Origin of the sequence: Bacteroides sp. AN502(2024) (assembly GCF_041227145.1) — a bacterium.
Taxonomy (GTDB): Bacteria; Bacteroidota; Bacteroidia; order Bacteroidales; family Bacteroidaceae; genus Bacteroides.
The window spans coordinates 2,145,923-2,165,825 of record NZ_JBGFSP010000003.1 but is presented as its reverse complement, the minus strand read 5'-3'; the positions used below and the strand labels follow the sequence as shown (position 1 = coordinate 2,165,825).

Genomic DNA, 19,903 nt, shown 5'->3' with positions numbered 1-19,903 from the left:
TATAAATCATCAGGTTATGAAGATGCGTATGATTGGAGCATTGATAGCCATCCTGGGGTTGTCAGTCTCGTGCAAGCAAACGGATTTATGCCGCCCATCTGTGTTTAAAGATGATAGCATCCGGAACGGAAGTGATGTGATAGAGAGGTTCACCTTGACCAATGGGAACGGAATGTCTGTCAAAGTGACGAATTATGCCGCTTCGCTGACTGACGTTTTCGTCCCAGACAGACAAGGACGGTTTGAGCATGTAGTTTTAGGATTTGACAGTCTGAAATCTTATCTGGGAAGACATCCTAAGTTTGGAGCCACCGTAGGAAGGTTTGCCAATCGCATTAGAAATGCAGAGTTCAGTCTGGATGGACACACTTATCATTTGGAGAAAAATAATAAAGGACATTCCATTCATGGTGGGACAAACGGGTTCAATCGTCAGGTCTTTAAAACAGACACATTTTATGCTGTAAAAGATACAGCTATCGTGGTTTTCAAATACAAAAGTGCTCACTTAGAAGGCGGATTTCCCGGCAATCTGGAACTTTCAATGGCTTATAAACTGACTAATCATAATGAGGTTGTTCTGGAATATACAGCTACTACGGATAAACCCACGGTGGTTAACCTTACAAATCATAGTTATTTTAATCTGACAGGCTGCAAAAGAGACGTATTGAATCATATTTATAGGATTTACTCGGATTCCATAACTCCTGTAGACTCTACGGGTATTCCTACTGGAGAGTTAATGTCAGTGACGGGTACCGTATATGATTATACTTCTCCACAACCGGTGGAAAAAAGAGTACGAGAAATGGGCAAAGGGTATGATATTAATTATAAGCTGAATGGGTCTCCCGATACTTTGAAGCTGGCAGCAGTGGTTGCAGATTCTGTTTCAGGCAGACTCCTGAAGGCATATACCACCGAACCGGGTATGCAATTTTATATTCCGCATTCGAACATGGGTTACCTGAATGGCCACGACAGCAGAAAATACGGCCGATATTATGGCTTCTGCCTTGAAATGCAGCATTTCCCCGATGCGCCCAATCATCCTCAATTTCCTGCTACAAGTCTGTTCCCGGGAGAAACATATCGGCAGGTTACGATGTATAAATTTGAAACAATATCAGAATAATGTATTAAACCAACTAAAATTTATGAATTATGAAAATGAAAACATGGAAAAGATGTGTATGTATGATCGGAGTAGCTCTTTTTGCTGTAACAAATTTAAATGCCCAAACCAAAATGAATGATAATCCTGTAAAAAAGACCAGAAGCACCACTTTTATTTGTGAGAAAGATAAAGCGTGGGAACCTGCCGGTGAAGGGGTGACCCGACAAATCATGGGCTACGACGGACAGGTGATGTTAGTGAAAGTGAAGTTTGAAAAGGGAGCTGTAGGAACTTCACACACGCACTATCATACGCAGACCACTTACGTGGCAAGCGGTAAATTTGAATTTACGGTAGGCAATGAGAAGAAAATCGTGAAAGCCGGAGACGGTATTTATATCGAACCGGACATTTTGCATGGATGTGTTTGCCTGGAAGCCGGAGTCTTGATCGACTGTTTTGCACCGATGAGAGCAGATTTTTTAAAATAAATTCTGAAAAGAGGCTTTGTACAATCCGTTTTTTGTGCAATCCAAGCTAATAAAAACTACTGCTTAATCGGGTAATCACCCGCTTCCAGCCATCCGTAAAGTCATTTTTGCACAAAAACGATGTGTAGTGAACAATATTAGTATGGGAAAAGTGTAAAAGTAAGAGTAACAAAAACAATTCTTTTACACTTTTTTTATTCCTTGTCGTATGTTTGCCTTCTGAAAAAATTCTAAAATTAAACCTTAGATTTATTTATTATGTACAGGTTAAAAAAATGTATTTTAATGTTTATTCTCGCTTTTGTCAACATGCTTACATACGCACAGAGTTTGACAGTAACCGGTAAGGTGGTTGATAGCGAAGGATATGAAGTAATTGGAGGTAGCGTAACTATTAAAGGAGTTACCGGTGTTGGAACAGTTACCGATGCAAATGGTAACTACACTCTGAAAGTGAATAATGCATCCAAAGATGTATTGGTTTTCTCTTATGTAGGCATGACTTCGCAAGAAGTGAAAGTCAATAATCGAAGTGTAATAAACGTGACTCTACAAGCTGATGCCGTATTACTGGAAGACATTGTAATTATCGGTTATGCCGCTGTTCCTCGTAGAGATTTGACCAGCTCGGTAACCTCTGTTAGCAGCAAAGAACTTGCTAAAGTACCGGTAAGTGATGTGACACAAGCTTTAACCGGGCGCATGGCAGGTGTGATGGTGCAACAAAGTGAAGGAACTCCGGGTGCCGCTATTTCCGTACGTGTACGTGGAGGTATCTCTATCACACAAAGTAACGAACCCCTTTACATTATTGACGGTTTCCCCAGTGAAGACGGTATGTCTACCCTCGACCCCGCTGAAATTGAAACCATCGACGTGTTGAAGGATGCTTCGGCCACTGCCATCTATGGTGCTCGTGGCGCTAATGGTGTAGTTGTTATTACGACAAAGAATGGCAGTAAATCAGGTGGCAAGGCTACAGTGACTTTCGACAGTTATGTAGGTGTCAAAAAGATTGCAAACAAGTTGGATGTACTTAATGCCGGTGAATTTGCCAGACTGGATTACGAACGTACATTGTGGAGAATGGGTACGGGAGATTCCGGTGCGGATGGTATAACCAAATGGGAAGAAAGATATGGCAAGTTCAGCGATTTTGCTTCCATATATAACGGTCGCAAGGGTATCGATTGGCAAGATGAAGCCTTAGGGCGCAATGCCATTACCCAGAACTATCGGGTAGGTGTATCCGGAAAGACGGAGAAAATGAGTTACAGTCTGGCTTATTCATACTACAACGAAGAGGGTGCTATGGTATACAGCGGTAGCAAAAAACATAACATCTCATTCAACATGAACCATGAGATAAATAAATGGTTGACAGTAAATTCACGTATCAGCTACGACCAAATGCGCGTGGAAGGCATGGGTACATCGGAAGGCGGTGACCGCTTCAACAAAATGCAGCACATCTTGCAGTACCGCCCTACAGTAGGTATTATAGGGGTAGATGAAGATTTACTACACGGTGAAGACCCGCTGTTGGCAGATGATAATGGCAATGTGATGCAGAATCCGCTGATTTCGGCAGCAGAAGAACTTAAAAACAAAGAATGGCGCACTTTCCAAGCCAATGGTGGTGCTACCATCAAACTGCTGAAAGGACTCTCTTTCCGTAGTACGGTAGGTATGCGCTATCAGACTCGTCGCAATGATATATTCTATGGAGATGAGTCTATTACAGGTAAGCGTTCCAGTATTCAAGGTTCAATTACCAATCTGGAAAATAGCAGTTTCCAGACTTCCAATGTTTTGACCTATTCTTGGAAAAACAAAATTCATGACTTTACAGCCATTGCCGGACATGAATATGTGGAAAGATGGTCACGCAGTTTTTCTGCAAGTGCCAACCAGTTCCCGAATGATGAAATAGGTTTGGGAGACCTCTCACTGGGTATTCCGGGAGTTCCCACTTCCACTGAAAACTACGATGACAAATTGCTCTCCTTCTTCGGACGTATAAACTACAACCTAATGGAGAAATATCTCTTCACTGCTTCGATTCGTGCCGACGGTTCTTCCAAGTTCGGTAAGAACAACAAGTGGGGTTACTTCCCGGCTTTCTCAGCTGCATGGCGTATAGGCGAAGAAGCATTTATCAAGGATTTGGGAATCTTCTCCGACTTAAAATTCCGTATCGGTTATGGTCTGGCAGGTAACAACCGTATTGACAGTTATCAAAGTCTTGCTCTTATGGGGTCTGTTACTGCTGCCAATGGCAATGGTGCACAGGCCGGTTATGCTTCCAGCCAAATAACTAATTCCGATCTGAAATGGGAGGCAAACAAGACATTTAACGTAGGAATGGATTTTGGTTTCTTGAACCAGCGTATCACATTCACTCCTGAATTCTACATCAATCGCAGTAGCAACCTGCTGCTGAATGCCAAATTACCGAACTCTTCCGGTTACACCAGTATGGTTATCAACGCAGGCGAAACTGAAAACATGGGTGTGGATTTGACTATCAATACGGCAAACATTGTATCCAAAGATTTTACTTGGAACACTTCAGTTACTTTCTCCCACAACAAAAACAAGGTGAAGAAACTGACAGGTGAAAAAGTACAGTTGTATCTGGCTAACTTTGGTTATAACGGTGCAGGGGCATCTCACCAGATTGGGGTAGACCAACCGTTGGGACAATTCTACGGTTATGTGACTGACGGATTGTATCAGGTGGAAGACTTCAATTATGATGCTACCACCAAAACGTATACATTGAAAGATGGTATACCTTATCATGGCGACAAGAAAAATATCCAACCGGGTTACTGGAAATTTAAGAACGTAGACGGTAGTGAAGACAACCAAATTACCGAAAGCGATAAGACCATTATCGGTAATGCCCTGCCTGATTTCTATGGCGGTATCAACAATACTTTTAATTGGAAGAATTTCGACCTGAGCATCTTCTTTACTTATAGCTATGGTGCAGAAGTACTGAATGCTACCAAGTTGACCAATACCAAAACCGCCCTTACCAACAAAAACGTTTTATCGGTGGCCGATGAAGCCCATCGTTGGGTGACCATCAATGCCAATGGAGAATTGATTACGAATCCTGAAGAACTGGCAGCAGTGAACCAAGGCAAAACCGTAGCTCATTTCGGTGACAACGGTTCAAACAACACCTACATTCACTCCTGGGCCATTGAAGATGCTTCTTATTTGAAGTTGAGTAATATCACTTTAGGATATACCTTCCCCAAGAAAGTGATCAATAAAATCGGTCTGACTAAACTACGCTTGTATGCAACGGGTAATAACTTATTCACATGGACCCCTTATACCGGTTTCGATCCGGAAGTATCTACCATGAGCAGCTCATTAACTCCTGGTGTTGATTTCGGTGCTTACCCCAGAAGTCGCTCTTTCGTTTTTGGTGTGAACGTAGCATTTTAATTAGAATTTAAAAGGAAAAATAAAATGAAAAATAAAATGATATATGCGCTTGGCGCAATGATGCTTGTAGGGGTTACTTCCTGTGACCTGACTGAAAAGCCCAGCTCATTCTACGATAAAGATACTTATTTTGTGACAGAAGAAAAAGCCCAGATGGCTGTAGTCGGAATCTATGACTGTCTTGAAACTACAGACTATTATGGACAAAATATCATGCCGTTCTTTGGATCGGACGATATGTTCATGGTACGTGGAACCGGTTCGGACGGAACTCGCCGTGACATATCCCACTATCTGTACAACTCTTCCAATACCTGGATTGCCAGTGTATGGAGATGTGCTTATCAAGCTCTCGACCGTGCCAACGTAGCTATTGCCGGCATCGAAGCTATGTCAGGTTTTGCAGAAAACAAAAACCTGCAGGAAATTGACGGGCAAGCTCGATTCCTCCGTGCTTACATAGCTTTTGACCTGGTGAAATTCTTTGGTGACGTACCGTTTAGCACGGAATATACGAATAGCTTTGGCAATACATCCAAACCTCGTACCGACCGTGAACTGATTTATGACCAAATCATCGAAGATTTGAACTATGCAAAAACACATTTGAAATCCGGTCGTGAAGTAGCCTCTTCTGAAATACCTTGTAGCGGTGCTGCCCGTACGTTACTGATGCGTGTCTATTTGCAACGCGCCGGCTATAGTCTGAACCGTTCATCACGTCAATTGACCCGTCCGGACGATACTACCCGAAAGGAATATTTTAAAGCAGTGATTAAGGAATGGGAAGCTCTGAAGGCTGAAGGCTATCATAATTTTTACGCAGAGGGTTATGAGCAACTGTTCAAAAACTATTCTCAACTGATATTGAACAATCAAGAATCTCTTTGGGAAATTGCTTTTGAACCCAACCAGGGTCAGAAAGACAATGCCGGTGTATGGGCTACTTACAACGGACCACTTGTAGATGCTCCGGGAAAGTACCCCGGTACAAGCAGTTATATGGGACGCGCCAATGCTTTCTTTCTGGTATTGCCATATTGGAAGTCTTTCTATGAATCAAATGAAGATGGAAGCATAAAAGATATACGTCGTGACGTGAATTTTGTGGACTATGCTATCAAGTGGAACAAGAATAAAGAAATCCAGGAAAAAAAGTATACTTCTAACGAAATCAGCAAAAATCTGTACAGATATCCGGGTAAATGGCGTAGAGAATGGATGGCTCCGGGTTTTGTGGACCCCAACAATACAGGCGTCAACTATGCTCCGTTGCGTTATGCCGATGCTGTTCTGATGGCAGCTGAAGCTTATAACGAAACCGATAATACCACTGAAGCATGGAAATTATTAAATGACGTCCGTGTCCGTGCCGGTGCTACTCCTATAAGCGCCAGCAATTATTCAAGCTTGTTGAAGGCTCCGAAATTGTATGATTTACCATTCATTCCGGATGGTGACGATGCCGGCAAATTCCGTACAGCCTTGTATTGGGAACGCGCTTTTGAACTTTGCTACGAAGGTCAACGTAAATATGATCTACTACGCTGGGGTATCTTGAAAGAATCTTTAGAAGCTGCTCAGAACTATATGGAATCATGGATTCCAGGACCGGATGAATATATAACGAATGCTGCACGTAATGATTGGAATCCGGTGAAATGGGCTAAGTCCAACTACGTAGCTGGCCACAACTTTACCAAAGGCAAGCATGAACTCTATCCCATTCCATTGGCCGAAATCCAATCGAATGCAGCTTTGAACGGAGAAAACAATCCGGGATTTGAGTAATTTCATTTTGTATGAACTGACAATGGATGGAGAAATAAGTATAAACTCTTATTATTTCTCCATCCTCATAATGCAAGGATGATAATTTGAGCAGATATAACCAATAGAATAGACACATATATGAAAAAATTTCTACTATTTTGTTACGCAGTTGCTACACTACAAGGGCTCTCCAGCTGTTCACCCAGTCGATCCAAAGAAGATTACAGCTGGTTGAAAAACGCAATAGATACTTCTGTGCAACAACTGGAAGAAACAGTGGCCGATATAGGAGATTCAGTCTTGTTACCCCGTTCCATTTGGACGGGATACGATATGGATTTTCTCTGTAGTCAGCTACAAAGAGATCCTGCAACGTTCAAAGACTCCTTGCGGGTAAAACCTATGAAAGATGCTCTGGGAAGCCGTAGATATTGCAATTCCATTTATGATTGGACAAGTGGTTTTTTCCCCGGAAACTTGTGGTACGCATACCAGCTGACCGGCATTGAAGAGTTGAAAAAAGATGCTGTGAAATTTACGAATTACCTGTACCCGGTGAAAGATTATAAAGGTACACACGACATCGGCTTCATGATGAATTGCAGTTATGGCAATGCATATCGCTTGGCCCCTGCTGATTCTATCCGTCAAATATTGGTACAGACTGCTGATAATTTGTGTAGCCGTTTTGATTCGATCATAGGCTGTATTCGTTCTTGGGATTTCGGGAAATGGAATTTTCCTGTGATTATTGATAATATGATGAATCTGGATCTATTATTTTACGTCAATCACTTGACCCATAATCCGAAGTATAAAGAAATCGCACTGAAACATGCTGAGACAACAATGAAGAACCATTTCAGAAACGATCATTCATCTTATCACGTAGTAAGCTACAACAACGATGGCAGTGTAGAGATAAAATGTACGCATCAGGGGAAAAATGATGATTCCTCATGGGCGCGTGGACAAGCCTGGGGAGTATATGGATATACATCCTGCTATCGTGAATCAAAAGATACAGCTTTCTTACAGCAAGCCCAAAATATTGCAGCGTTGATCATGGCACGTGTAAAGACTGACGATGCGATTCCTTCATGGGACTATGATGCCCCGGTTACACCGGAAACGCCTCGTGATGCATCAGCTGCCTCTATCACAGCTTCTGCTTTGATAGAACTCAGCACTTTGGTAGAGGATGGACAGATATATTTCGATTATGCCGAGAAACTGCTCAAGTCTCTCTCCTCCAATGCTTACTTGGCAAAGGTCGGCACTAACCAAGGATTTATCCTGATGCATTCTACAGGCTCATTGCCTAATGGTTCTGAAATTGATACGCCTATCAATTATGCCGATTATTATTATTTGGAAGCTTTAGCCCGATATATGAAAGTTAAAAAACTTGACTACAAATCACTCTAAAGGATATTAATATACCATGAAAATAACAAAGTATATTCTTAGTTTTACTTTTTTGCTGGTTGCCCTATGCACGGAAGCACAGCAACTGAGGAAAGAAGCTTTTAGCTTGTTGAATCTGGATTATCCGGGATTGGAAAAGGTAAAAGCTGCATGTGACCAACAACAATGGGACGAAGCAGCCAAAGCTTTATTGGACTATTACCGTCAACGTACTGGTATAGGGCATCCCGATATCGATATGAAAAATATCAAAATCTCCAAAGAAGAACAGAAATGGGCAGATGATGCCTTGGAACATACATTTTTTGTACACAAGGGATATCAGCCTTCCTATAATTATGGCAAAGATATCAACTGGCAATATTGGCCAGTACAGGATAATGAGTTGCGCTGGCAATTGCACCGCCACAAATGGTTCACGCCAATGGGCAAGGCGTACCGAATCTCCGGAGATGAAAAATATGCCAAAGAATGGGCATTTCAGTATATGGATTGGATTAAAAAGAATCCTTTGACAGCAGTAGAGAAAGAAGAATACGAACTGGTCAGCGCAGGTGAAGTAAAAGGAAAAGCGGAAAATGTACGCTTTGCATGGCGTCCTCTGGAGGTGAGTAACCGTTTACAGGATCAAACGCTGCAATTCCTGTTGTTCATTCCTTCAAAGGCTTTCAGTCCGGAGTTTCTGACTGAATTTCTGATTAATTATCATCGGCATGCCTTGCACATTCTTGGTAATTACTCAGATCAGGGTAATCATTTACTGTTTGAAGCTCAACGAATGGTATATGCAGGTGCATTTTTTCCCGAATTCAGGGAAGCAGCCGGATGGAGAAAAAGCGGTATAAACATATTGAACCGCGAAATAAAGAAACAAGTTTATCCGGATGGTGGCCAATATGAACTGGACCCACATTATCATCTGGCGGCAATCAATATTTTTTGCAAAGCCTTGCGCATGGCGGATGTCAATGGTTTCCGTCAGGAATTCCCTGTCGAATACGTAAATACAATCAAGAATATGATTGAATTTTATACTAATATCTGTTTCCCGGATTACAGCAATCCCTGCTTCAGTGATGCCAAGTTAGGAAGCCGTCCGTCAGAAATCCGTAATTACAAAGATTGGCTCAAATTATTTCCGGATTGTGAATGGATTCGTTATTATGCCACAGAAGGCCGTGAAGGCGTTCCCTTGCCCAACCTATCTCATGGTGCGCTGACTTCCGGTTTCTTCACTTTCAGAAACGGTTGGAAGCAAGATGCTACCGTCATGGTTGTAAAGGCTGGTCCTAAAGGGGAATGGCACTGCCAACCGGATAATGGAACTTTTGAATTTTGGTTCAATGGCCGGAATCTCTTCCCGGATAGCGGTTCCTACGTTTATGCCGGTGATGATGAAGTTATGAAACTTCGTAACTGGTTCCGCCGGACAAGTTCTCACAATACGTTGACATTGGATGAAAAAAATCTGCAAACAACCCAATCTGTCACTAAACTTTGGAAGCCCGAAGGCAATGAGCAAATCCTGGTGACTGAGAATCCGCATTATGATGGTTTGAAACACAGACGCTCCGTCTTCTTTGTAGACCAATCTTATTTTGTAATTGTAGATGAAGCCGTAGGAAATGCGAAAGGGACAGTGAACCTAAACTATCATTTGTGTGAAGGTACTGTAAACATAGACAGAAAGAATAATATGCTGACTACAGCCTATGAAGGACCAAGCAACGTGAAACTGCAATGCTTTGCCGAAAAGAAAGTTTCAATGAAAGAGAAAGAAGGCTGGCGTTCAACGGCCTATCGTGTGCGTGTACCTCGTACAGCCGTTTCTTTTGATATAGATAAAAAAGATTCAGATGCCGTACGCTACATAACCATTCTTTATCCGTCGAAAAATGCAGCTTCCTTCCCTGTACTCAAAGCTACGTTCCTGAACAAGGCATTTGACGAAAATGGGGTGAGAATAGAAGTTTCTGTTGATGGAAAGAAACGTCAATTGGAATATAAATTATAAGAAAACTTTTATAATGAATCGTTTATCATACATATTTCTGCCTTTGACTGCCATCGGGATGTCCGCTTGCAGTTCCGGCAAAGAGGAAGCGAAACGTCCGAATATAATCTTTATGATGACGGACGACCATACTACGCAAGCCATTTCATGTTACGGTGGACGTCTTCTTCAGACTCCCAACATGGACAGGATTGCCAATGAAGGTATTCGTATGGACAATTGTTATGCGGTCAATGCTTTATCCGGTCCGTCAAGGGCTTGTATCTTGACGGGCAAATTCAGCCATATCAACGGATTCACAGACAATGCCAGCACTTTTGACGGCAGTCAACAAACCTTCCCCAAATTGTTGCAAGCTGCCGGTTACCAGACTTCCATTATCGGTAAATGGCATCTGATTACCGAACCGCAAGGGTTTGACTACTGGTGCATCCTGACAGGACAGCATGAACAAGGCGATTATTACAACCCCGATTTTAATGAGAACGGGAAGCAAATTGTAGAGCAGGGATATACAACCGATATTATCACAGACAAGGCCATCGAATATCTGGAACATCGAGATAAAAGCAAACCTTTCTGTATGATGTATCACCAGAAAGCCCCGCACCGTAACTGGATGCCTGCCCCCCGCCATTTGGGAATGTTCAACAACACGGTATTCCCCGAACCTGTCACACTTTTCGATACATACGAAGGCAGAGGTTCTGCTGCCAGAGAACAGGATATGTCCATTGAACATACACTGACCAATGACTGGGATTTGAAACTGCTGACCCGTGAAGAAATGCTGAAGGATACAACGAATCGCCTCTATCAAGTTTACAAGCGTATGCCGGCTGATGTACAGGATAAGTGGGATTCAGCATACGCCCAACGTATTTCAGAATACCGCAACGACAACTTAAAAGGAAAAGAACTGATTAGTTGGAAGTACCAGCAATATATGCGCGATTATCTGGCAACTATTGTAGCCGTGGACGAAAACATAGGAAGACTACTCAGTTATCTGGAAAAAAACGGTGAGCTGGACAATACGATCATTATCTATACTTCGGATCAAGGATTCTTCTTGGGCGAACATGGCTGGTTTGACAAACGCTTTATGTATGAAGAATGCCAGCGTATGCCACTGGTTATCCGCTATCCGAAAGCAATCAAGGCGGGTAGTGTATCGAGTGCCATTGCCATGAATGTGGATTTCGCTCCTACATTGTTGGATTTTGCGGGAGTAGATATACCGGCAGATATTCAAGGAAAGTCTCTCAAACCAATTTTGAACAATGAGGGGAAAACTCCGGCAGACTGGAGGAAAGCTGCCTATTACCACTATTATGAATATCCGGCAGAGCATTCGGTCAAAAGGCATTATGGCATTCGCACCACAGACTTCAAGCTGATTCACTTCTATAATGATGTGGACGAGTGGGAAATGTACGACTTAAAGAACGATCCGAGTGAACTAACTAATGTGTTTGACAAACCGGAATATGCCGACAAACGAGCGGAACTTATATCACTGCTGAAAGAAACCCAGCAACAGTATAAGGATGATGACCCTGATGAAAAGGTAAACGAACTGTTCAAAGGCGACAGGCGGTTAATGAAAAATAGATAATCTAAATAAATACCATGGATAGAAGAAAATTTTTAAAGCATACAGGCTGGTCCCTTATCGGATTGGCCGCTTCCAGCAATTTATTATCTGCATGTCAGCAAGGAACTGCCGCAGGAAAGAAAGTCATGCCCTCTGCCAGTAATCTGAAGTATTTCTGGGGAGATTTGCACAACCATTGTAATATAACCTATGGTCATGGCGACATGCGTTCTGCATTTGAAGCAGCCAAGGAACAATTGGATTTTGTATCCGTCACTCCTCATGCCATGTGGCCCGATATTCCGGGCTCGGACGATCCTCGCCTGAAATGGGTGATTGATTACCATACCGGTGCTTTCAAGCGGTTGCGCGAAGGCGGGTATGAGAAGTACGTAGCTATGACCAATGAATACAACAAGGAGGGAGAATTCCTGACCTTTGTCGGCTACGAAGCCCATAGCATGGAACATGGCGATCATGTAGCTTTGAATTACGATTTGGATGCTCCGCTGGTGGAGTGTACATCCATTGAAGATTGGAAGCAGAAAGCACGCGGACATAAGGTTTTTATCACACCGCATCACATGGGTTATCAGACCGGGTATCGCGGATATAACTGGAATTTCTTTACTGAAGGAGACCAGACTCCATTTGTAGAGATGTATTCCCGTCATGGATTGGCAGAGAGCGATCAGGGAGACTATAATTATCTGCATGATATGGGTCCTCGCCAATGGGAAGGTACCATTCAATACGGATTGGAACAAGGTAAGAAATTCGGCATTATGGGTTCGACCGACCAACATGCTGGTTATCCAGGCAGCTACGGTGACGGTCGCATAGGTATCCTTGCAGAGTCATTGACTCGTGATAAAATCTGGGATGCCATGAAGAACCGTCACGTCTGCTGTGCCACAGGTGATAAGATCAATATAGATTTCCGTCTGAATGACGCGTTTCCGGGTGATGTAGTACGGGGAAACAGCCGCCGTATTTATCTGAATGTGGAGGGAGGCAGCTGTATTGATTATATTGACATCATCAAAAATAGAAAGTGCATTGCCCGTTTAAGCGGCCCGTTGTTGCCCGAAATACCGGAAGGAGATATGGTACGTTGCAAGGTAAAGATTGATTTTGGGTGGAATCGTGAAGAGCAGTATGTACATTGGCAAGGAAAGCTGTCCATAAATAAAGGGAATATCAATGCCGTGGAACCTTGCTTCCGTGGCGCTGCCTTCACCTCTCCGCAACCTGGAGAAGCTGAGTTCGAAACAAAAGTAAACCGTATTGTGTCTGTTACGGACAAAGATACAGAGTTGGATATGTACAGTTCCAAGAACCCAAACACAACCACTCCTGCCATGCAAGCTGTCATTTTGGATGTGACTATGCCTAAAGACGGCATGATTACAGCCGAATTCAATGGCAAGAAATTTGAACATTCGTTGGGTGAACTTTTGGAAGGTTCCCATTCACATTTCATGATAGGATGGCTCAGCGAAGCTATTCTCTTCAACCGTGCAATGCCGGAAAGTTGCTTTACGGTTGAACATTATATGGAAGATACCCAACCCGAAAGAGATACAGACTATTACTATGTCAGAGTCCGCCAACGTGACCAGCAATGGGCATGGAGTTCTCCTATATGGGTAGAAAGAACATAATGTTTCCTTATTTGATACAGCAAACTATGGAATATGCGATTGGTATTGACTTAGGTGGCACATCTATAAAATATGCTTTGGTAGATAAAACGGGTAATTCTTTCTTTGAGGGAAAATTACCCTCTTTTGCTTCTGTTTCAGCTGCAAAAGTAATCGAACAGTTGACAAAAGCTGCCATGTTGTTAAAAGATGAAGCTGTCAAACAAAACTGGACTATACTCGGCATCGGAATTGGTACACCTGGGATTGTAGATGAGACGAACCGTATCGTACTGGGAGGTGCGGAAAATATTATTGGTTGGGAAAACATAGATGTGGCATCTCTTCTGGAAGAACAGATGAAAATACCGGTAGTCGTTGGAAATGATGCCAACCTGATGGGGTTGGGAGAAACGAAATATGGTGCAGGAAGAGGTTATACCCACGTGGTGTTTCTGACTGTAGGAACCGGTATTGGCGGAGCCGTCATTATTGATGGCAAATTATTCAACGGTTATGCCAACCGGGGAACGGAGCTGGGACACGTGCCGTTGATAGCCAACGGTGAACGTTGTGCTTGCGGAGCGGTTGGCTGTCTGGAACATTATGCCTCGACTTCCGCTTTGGTAAGACGTTTCAGCACGTTGGCTAAAGAGCAGAACCTGAGCTTTGATACGGAAATAAACGGAGAACTAATTGTCCGCCTGTATCATGAAGATTTTCCGATAGCTGTTAAATGCATGAATGAACACTTCTACTATCTGGGAAGAGGAATCGCTGGATTTGTCAACATATTCAGCCCCCAACGGTTCGTAATAGGAGGAGGTGTTGCAGAATCCGGCACTTTTTACTTAGAGAAGATAAGGGAAGTGGTTCGGGAACATGTTATAACAGATTGTGCCTTACATACAGAAATTGTAGCCGCATCATTAGGTAATAAAGCCGGACTTATCGGAGCCGCATCATTAATTCTATAAACGAACGATATATCATGAAAAATAACAAGAAATGGGGTATGCTGACATCAATCATGATGTTCTGGTTTACCATTTCATTCATTACGAATATTCTCGGGCCGCTAATCCCTGAGATTATCCATAACTTTGAACTGAAAAATCTGGCAATGGCAGGGTTTATACCGACCTCTTTTTTCCTGGCTTATGCCATCATGTCGATACCTGCAGGCGTATTAATCGATAAATATGGAGAAAAACCCGTGCTATTTACCGGCTTCCTAATACCATTTATAGGTACTATCCTGTTTGCATGTTTTCCTTTTTATCCGATACTGCTTCTGTCTTCCTTTATCATTGGTTTGGGAATGGCCATGTTGCAGACTGTAATCAATCCTCTGCAACGTGTTGTCGGCGGAGAAGAGAATTATGCATTTATAGCAGAGTTGGCACAGTTTGTTTTCGGAGTAGCCTCTTTTATCAGTCCTTTGGTTTACACCTGGCTGATACATGCACTAAAACCGGAAGTTTATCAGCAGGGACAGAATTTCTTACTGGATATCCTGGCAAAAATTACTCCGGTCACTCTCCCCTGGGTTTCCCTGTATTGGATATTTACAGCACTGCTGCTGGCTATGTTACTCATTGTATTATTCGTTCATTTTCCGCACATTGAACTGAAAGATGATGAACGTAGCAGTTCCTCTTCCTCCTATAAGCAATTGTTCCATCAAAAATACGTATGGCTTTTCTTTTTGGGAATCTTCTGCTATGTCAGTACAGAACAGAGTGTCTCTATTTTTATGAGCACATTCTTGGAACAGTATCATGACATTGATCCAAAGACTGTCGGTGCACAAAGCATTAGCTATTTCTGGGGGTCGATGACTGTTGGTTGCCTGTTTGGCATGTTCTTGCTGAAGCTGATAGACAGTAAACGTCTCCTGCAAATATCAGGACTACTTTCCATGAGTTTACTGTTGATGGCATTGTTCGGTCCTGCAAAAGTTGCGATATGGGCATTTCCGGCAATCGGTTTCTGCATTTCAATGATGTACTCCATTGTATTCTCATTAGCTCTGAATACAGTAACCCAGAATCACGGTTCTTTTGCCGGTATTCTTTGCTCTGGAATTGTGGGAGGTGCAGGCGGCCCGCTACTTGTCAGCCTGGTATCCGATGCCACTTCATTACACACGGGAATGCTCCTTATTCTAGTTTTCATGGGATATATTACGTTTATCGGCTTTTGGGCACACCCGCTGGTTAACAATAAAACAGTCAGCCTGAAAGAACTGATTGGTTTCAAAAACAAAAATAAAAGACTGAAATGAAAAAGATATTATTGGGCTTACCAGCCTTTTACCTGTTGATGGCATGCGGTAGTTCTAATCAATCTGCCGTCATAAAAACTTCTGATGAAACATTGATGCACGAAGTTCGTGCAACTCCCTCTCCCGCAAATGGTACCTACGTCAAGGTAAATCCGCCGCGTTTTATGTGGCCAGACAAGTTCCCGCATTTAGGTCCGGTATTGGATGGAGTTCCGGGACAAGTGGATAAAAAGCCGAAGGTAGTCTATCGGATTCGTATCTCCCAGGACAAGAACTTTCAAAAAGAAGTGTTGACCGGGGAACGCCCCTGGGCCTTTTTCAATCCCTTCCAGTGCCTGGCTCAGGGAAAATGGTACTGGCAACATGCTTACGTCACTCCTGAAGGCAAAGAAGAATGGTCACCGGTTTATCAATTTTATATAGGTAAAGACACACCGGAATTTAATCCCCCCGCATTAGAAAAAGTCCTGGCAAAATACCCTTCTCACCACCCACGCGTATTATTGGATGCGAATGACTGGGAGGAAATTATAACGAAGAATAAGAATAATCCGGAAGCTCAGGCCTATATGAACATGGCTTCCCGGTGCATTTCTCATCCATTGAAGCATCTTCAGGAGGAGATAGATACAACAAATGTAGTTACATTAACCAATGCCGTACAACGTAAATCAGCCCTTATCCGCGAGAGCCGTAAGATTGTGGACAGAGAAGAAGCCAATGTGGAAGCATTGGTACGTGCCTATCTGCTGACAAAAGATGAAAAGTATTATCGGGAAGGCATCAATCGGTTGAGTAAAATTCTTTCTTGGCAAACAAGCAAATACTTTGCAGGTGACTTCAATCTATCCACCTTACTGTCTATGAGTACATCAGCGTACGACGGGTTCTACAACCTGCTGTCTCCGTCAGAAAAACAATTACTATTAGACAACATCCGGAATATTGGAAATAAATTCTATCATGAATACGTTAATCATCTGGAGAACCGTATTGCAGATAACCATGTATGGCAAATGACTTTCCGTATTCTGACAATGGCAGCCTTCGCCACAGTCGGTGAAATTCCGGAAGCATCCGTGTGGACGGATTATTGCTATAATGAATGGATTTCCCGTCTTCCAGGACTGAATGAGGATGGCGCCTGGCATAATGGAGACTCTTATTTTCACGTAAATATACGCACACTGATAGAGATACCGGCCTTTTTCTCACGCATATCCGGCTTCAACTTCTTTGCCGATCCGTGGTATAACAACAATGTTTTATACGTCATTTACCAACAACCTCCCTTCTCTAAATCCGGAGGACATGGTAACTCACATGAGGGGCAGCGCACTCCAAATGGAGGTCGCGTGGGATATGCCGATGCGCTGGCACGCGAATGCAACAATCCGTGGGCGGCAGCTTATGTGCACGAAATTATGCAGGAAGACCCTGACATTCTGTCGAAAGCATTCGAAGCTAAACCTGCGGATTTGACTTGGTATCGTTGTACAACAAAGAAGGAAAGACCTGCTTATAGCGCTCATCTGTCGGAACTGCCTCAATCCAAAGTTTTCAGCCAGACAGGCACTGCACTGATGCACACCGACATAGGGCATCACGTCAACAATGCCATGCTCTCTTTCCGTAGCAGTCCCTATGGTAGCACTTCCCATGCTTTAGCTAATCAAAACGCCTTCAATACCTTCTTTGGCGGAAAGGCGATTTTCTATAGCAGTGGACATCGTACCGGATTTACAGATGACCATTGTATGTATGCCTATCGGAATACCCGCGCCCATAATTCCATATTGATGAATGGTATGGGACAAAAAATAGGAACGGAAGGTTATGGATGGATTCCTCGTTATTATGAAGGAGAAGAAATCTCCTACGTCGTAGGCGATGCTTCCAATGCTTATGGAAAAGTGGTTTCTCCGTTGTGGCTGAAACGCGGACTTTTGTCCGGTACTCAGTATACACCGGAAAAAGGCTGGGATGAGAATAAACTGGATTTCTTCCGAAGGCATATTGTTCAGCTGGGACGTTCGGGATTGTTTGTCGTTTACGATGAAATGGTTGGTAAAGAGCCGGTGAAATGGGATTACCTGCTGCATACGGTAGAGCTACCTATGGAAGTCACTGAGGAGAAAGGCGGATTGCGCATTTTAGGAAAGAACAAAGCAGACGGAATATCCATAGCTCATCTGTTCTCTTCACAAAAAATGACTTATGCGCAAACAGACACCTTTTTCGTAGCTGCTGTCGATTGGAAAAAACGACTTGGCAAAACTCTCTCCAATCATTATCATTTCACAGCAACAACAACTCCTTGCAGCAAGGTATGTTTTCTCAATGTGATTGATGTGCATGGAAACAACCGTGCCGATGCTATGGTTAATCATGAAGGGAACCGCATAACAGTAGAAGGATGGATTATCGAATGTAATCTGGAAAGTGAAGGTGATGCATTCCTGCATATAAAGAATGAACAAAGCGGAGTTTCGCTGGACTTCAATTATGACTCGAACAAAGGTGCCACAACCATTATAGATCGGGTAGACGGAAAAATAATAAAGAAAAAGCTGGTTGATTCCTTACCGGAACTTGAAATATAATGTCATTTTAAAGCAAAATCAAATTATTAAAACTAGTAATATGGCAAAAGAAATCTCAATGAGGCATCTGGCATGTTTTTCGTTGCTATGCTCTTCGATGGCCTCTGCCACCGAACGTCCCAACATCATCTATATCTTCACCGACCAACATACGGCCAGTGCCATGAGTTGCACCGGAAATACAGATCTGCATACTCCCAATCTCGACCGCCTGGCAGCGGCTGGTATACTGTTCAATAACGCTTATTGCACAGCTCCACTCAGTGGCCCTTCACGTGGAGCCATGTTCACAGGCCACTATCCGGATGCAGTAGGATTGTCTGTCAACGGTTCACCGATGCCCGACTCTCTTAAAACACAGACACTGGGCACTTTAATGAAAAATGCCGGATATGATTGTGCCTATGGAGGTAAATGGCACCTTCCCCTACTCGATGTCCCCGACAAAGAATATGGTTTCGATAACATACATAAGCATAGTGACGACGGACTGGCAGAAGCTTGTGCCGAATATCTCTCGCGTAAACATAAAAAGCCGTTTTTCCTGGTAGCTTCCTATGACAACCCGCATAATATCTGCGAATATGTGCGTAGCCAGAACTTACCCTATGGAAATATGGACACCCCCGATATACGGGATTGTCCGGGATTGCCTGCCAATTTTGCCAAAAACCCGTACGATGCCGATGTCATTGAAAGCGAAAGAGTTCATAACTACAATGTATATCCAACCGCCGATTTTACTCCCGAAAACTGGCGTATGTACCGCTATACTTATTATCGACTGGTAGAAAAAGTAGACAGGGAAATAGGAAAAATTATTGATGCCATCGACCAGAATAACCTTTGGGAAAATACTGTAGTAATCTTTTCCAGCGACCACGGCGATGGGATAGGCGCTCATCATTGGAATCAGAAATCAGCCTTATATGAAGAGGTTATCAACATTCCTCTTATCGTGACTTTACCCGGAAAAAAACATGCGGGCAAGGTATTGCCCCAACTCATCAGCAATGGGGTGGATTTCTTTGCTTCCGTATGCGCCTGGGCAGGCATCGAGTTGCCGAAAGGGGCAGCCGGAAAGTCTTTCCGGGAAATTGCAGAGGAAGGAAATCCGCAAGCTTTGCACCAAGAATACATCATCACCGAAACGCGGTTTGACGGCAGCAGGACAAGAGGTTGGGCGGTGCGCAACGAACGTTATAAATATGTGCTCTACGATAAAGGAAGGTATCGTGAACAACTGTTTGACATACAGAATGACAGAGGGGAAACAAGAAACCTGGTAATGGAAAATAAATACAACCAGGAATTGCAAAAACTGCGTGATATACTTGAGAATTGGATGAATGCCAATAATATTCGTCCGACTCGTCCCAAACTGCATGATGTTCCTGGGAAAAAACTAAAAATTTGTGCCATGCCTATGGCACAGTTGTGCCAACGAAGTGGCATAGTTGTGCCATAGGCATGGCACAGAAG

Annotated in this window: 12 protein-coding genes; all 12 read left to right on the top strand. The window is 43.1% G+C overall.

The annotated features are described in order from the left end of the window. Nucleotides 1-16: 16 nt before the first annotated feature. The 12 genes from AB9N12_RS08260 to AB9N12_RS08205 all read left to right on the top strand — a co-directional run bounded on the left by AB9N12_RS08260 (nt 17) and on the right by AB9N12_RS08205 (nt 19,889). Entirely contained in the window at nt 17-1,138 is a 1,122-nt protein-coding gene (locus AB9N12_RS08260) for an aldose epimerase family protein (protein WP_369892843.1), read from the top strand. Nucleotides 1,139-1,167: 29 nt separating this feature from the next. Further along, complete coding sequence (locus AB9N12_RS08255) at nt 1,168-1,611, top strand: cupin domain-containing protein (RefSeq protein WP_369891296.1); 444 nt, start codon at nt 1,168-1,170, stop codon at nt 1,609-1,611. Between the two features lie 258 nt (nt 1,612-1,869). Next, complete coding sequence (locus AB9N12_RS08250; protein ID WP_369891294.1) at nt 1,870-5,076, top strand: SusC/RagA family TonB-linked outer membrane protein; 3,207 nt, start codon at nt 1,870-1,872, stop codon at nt 5,074-5,076. Between the two features lie 24 nt (nt 5,077-5,100). Next, on the top strand, nt 5,101-6,867 hold the full coding sequence (locus AB9N12_RS08245) for a RagB/SusD family nutrient uptake outer membrane protein (protein ID WP_369891292.1): 1,767 nt from the start codon (nt 5,101-5,103) through the stop codon (nt 6,865-6,867). Nucleotides 6,868-6,987: 120 nt separating this feature from the next. Beyond that, the gene (locus AB9N12_RS08240) at nt 6,988-8,277 is read left to right on the top strand and encodes a DUF4995 domain-containing protein (protein ID WP_369891290.1); all 1,290 of its coding nucleotides are present in this window, start codon (nt 6,988-6,990) and stop codon (nt 8,275-8,277) included. A 16-nt stretch (nt 8,278-8,293) separates the two neighbouring features. Beyond that, entirely contained in the window at nt 8,294-10,291 is a 1,998-nt protein-coding gene (gene hepC, locus AB9N12_RS08235; protein WP_369891288.1) for a heparin-sulfate lyase HepC, read from the top strand. Between the two features lie 13 nt (nt 10,292-10,304). Then, entirely contained in the window at nt 10,305-11,909 is a 1,605-nt protein-coding gene (locus AB9N12_RS08230; protein WP_369891286.1) for a sulfatase, read from the top strand. Between the two features lie 14 nt (nt 11,910-11,923). Further along, nucleotides 11,924-13,552: a Tat pathway signal sequence gene (locus AB9N12_RS08225; protein ID WP_369891284.1), complete on the top strand. Its 1,629-nt coding sequence runs from the start codon at nt 11,924-11,926 to the stop codon at nt 13,550-13,552. A 26-nt stretch (nt 13,553-13,578) separates the two neighbouring features. Further along, nucleotides 13,579-14,508, top strand: a complete 930-nt coding sequence (locus AB9N12_RS08220) for an ROK family protein (RefSeq protein ID WP_369891282.1) — start codon at nt 13,579-13,581, stop codon at nt 14,506-14,508. Between the two features lie 14 nt (nt 14,509-14,522). Next, nucleotides 14,523-15,818, top strand: a complete 1,296-nt coding sequence (locus AB9N12_RS08215) for a sugar MFS transporter (protein ID WP_369891280.1) — start codon at nt 14,523-14,525, stop codon at nt 15,816-15,818. Continuing rightward, nucleotides 15,815-18,421 carry a DUF4962 domain-containing protein gene (locus AB9N12_RS08210; protein ID WP_369891278.1) on the top strand — a complete coding sequence of 869 codons (2,607 nt, stop codon included), beginning with the start codon at nt 15,815-15,817 and terminating at the stop codon, nt 18,419-18,421. The genes AB9N12_RS08215 and AB9N12_RS08210 overlap by 4 nt, the downstream gene beginning before the upstream one ends. A gap of 40 nt (nt 18,422-18,461) precedes the next feature. Next, a complete protein-coding gene (locus AB9N12_RS08205) occupies nt 18,462-19,889 on the top strand; it encodes a sulfatase (RefSeq protein ID WP_369891276.1) in 1,428 nt (475 codons plus the stop codon). Nucleotides 19,890-19,903: the final 14 nt, after the last annotated feature.

What these genes read in the sequence shown, in the direction of transcription:
- AB9N12_RS08245 (WP_369891292.1), top strand. Translation starts at nt 5,101, where the DNA reads ATGAAAAATAAAATGATATATGCGCTTGGCGCAATGATGCTTGTAGGG.
- AB9N12_RS08225 (WP_369891284.1), top strand. Translation starts at nt 11,924, where the DNA reads ATGGATAGAAGAAAATTTTTAAAGCATACAGGCTGGTCCCTTATCGGA.
- AB9N12_RS08230 (WP_369891286.1), top strand. Translation starts at nt 10,305, where the DNA reads ATGAATCGTTTATCATACATATTTCTGCCTTTGACTGCCATCGGGATG.
- AB9N12_RS08250 (WP_369891294.1), top strand. Translation starts at nt 1,870, where the DNA reads ATGTACAGGTTAAAAAAATGTATTTTAATGTTTATTCTCGCTTTTGTC.
- AB9N12_RS08255 (WP_369891296.1), top strand. Translation starts at nt 1,168, where the DNA reads ATGAAAATGAAAACATGGAAAAGATGTGTATGTATGATCGGAGTAGCT.
- AB9N12_RS08210 (WP_369891278.1), top strand. Translation starts at nt 15,815, where the DNA reads ATGAAAAAGATATTATTGGGCTTACCAGCCTTTTACCTGTTGATGGCA.
- AB9N12_RS08220 (WP_369891282.1), top strand. Translation starts at nt 13,579, where the DNA reads ATGGAATATGCGATTGGTATTGACTTAGGTGGCACATCTATAAAATAT.
- AB9N12_RS08215 (WP_369891280.1), top strand. Translation starts at nt 14,523, where the DNA reads ATGAAAAATAACAAGAAATGGGGTATGCTGACATCAATCATGATGTTC.
- AB9N12_RS08240 (WP_369891290.1), top strand. Translation starts at nt 6,988, where the DNA reads ATGAAAAAATTTCTACTATTTTGTTACGCAGTTGCTACACTACAAGGG.
- AB9N12_RS08260 (WP_369892843.1), top strand. Translation starts at nt 17, where the DNA reads ATGAAGATGCGTATGATTGGAGCATTGATAGCCATCCTGGGGTTGTCA.
- hepC (WP_369891288.1), top strand. Translation starts at nt 8,294, where the DNA reads ATGAAAATAACAAAGTATATTCTTAGTTTTACTTTTTTGCTGGTTGCC.
- AB9N12_RS08205 (WP_369891276.1), top strand. Translation starts at nt 18,462, where the DNA reads ATGGCAAAAGAAATCTCAATGAGGCATCTGGCATGTTTTTCGTTGCTA.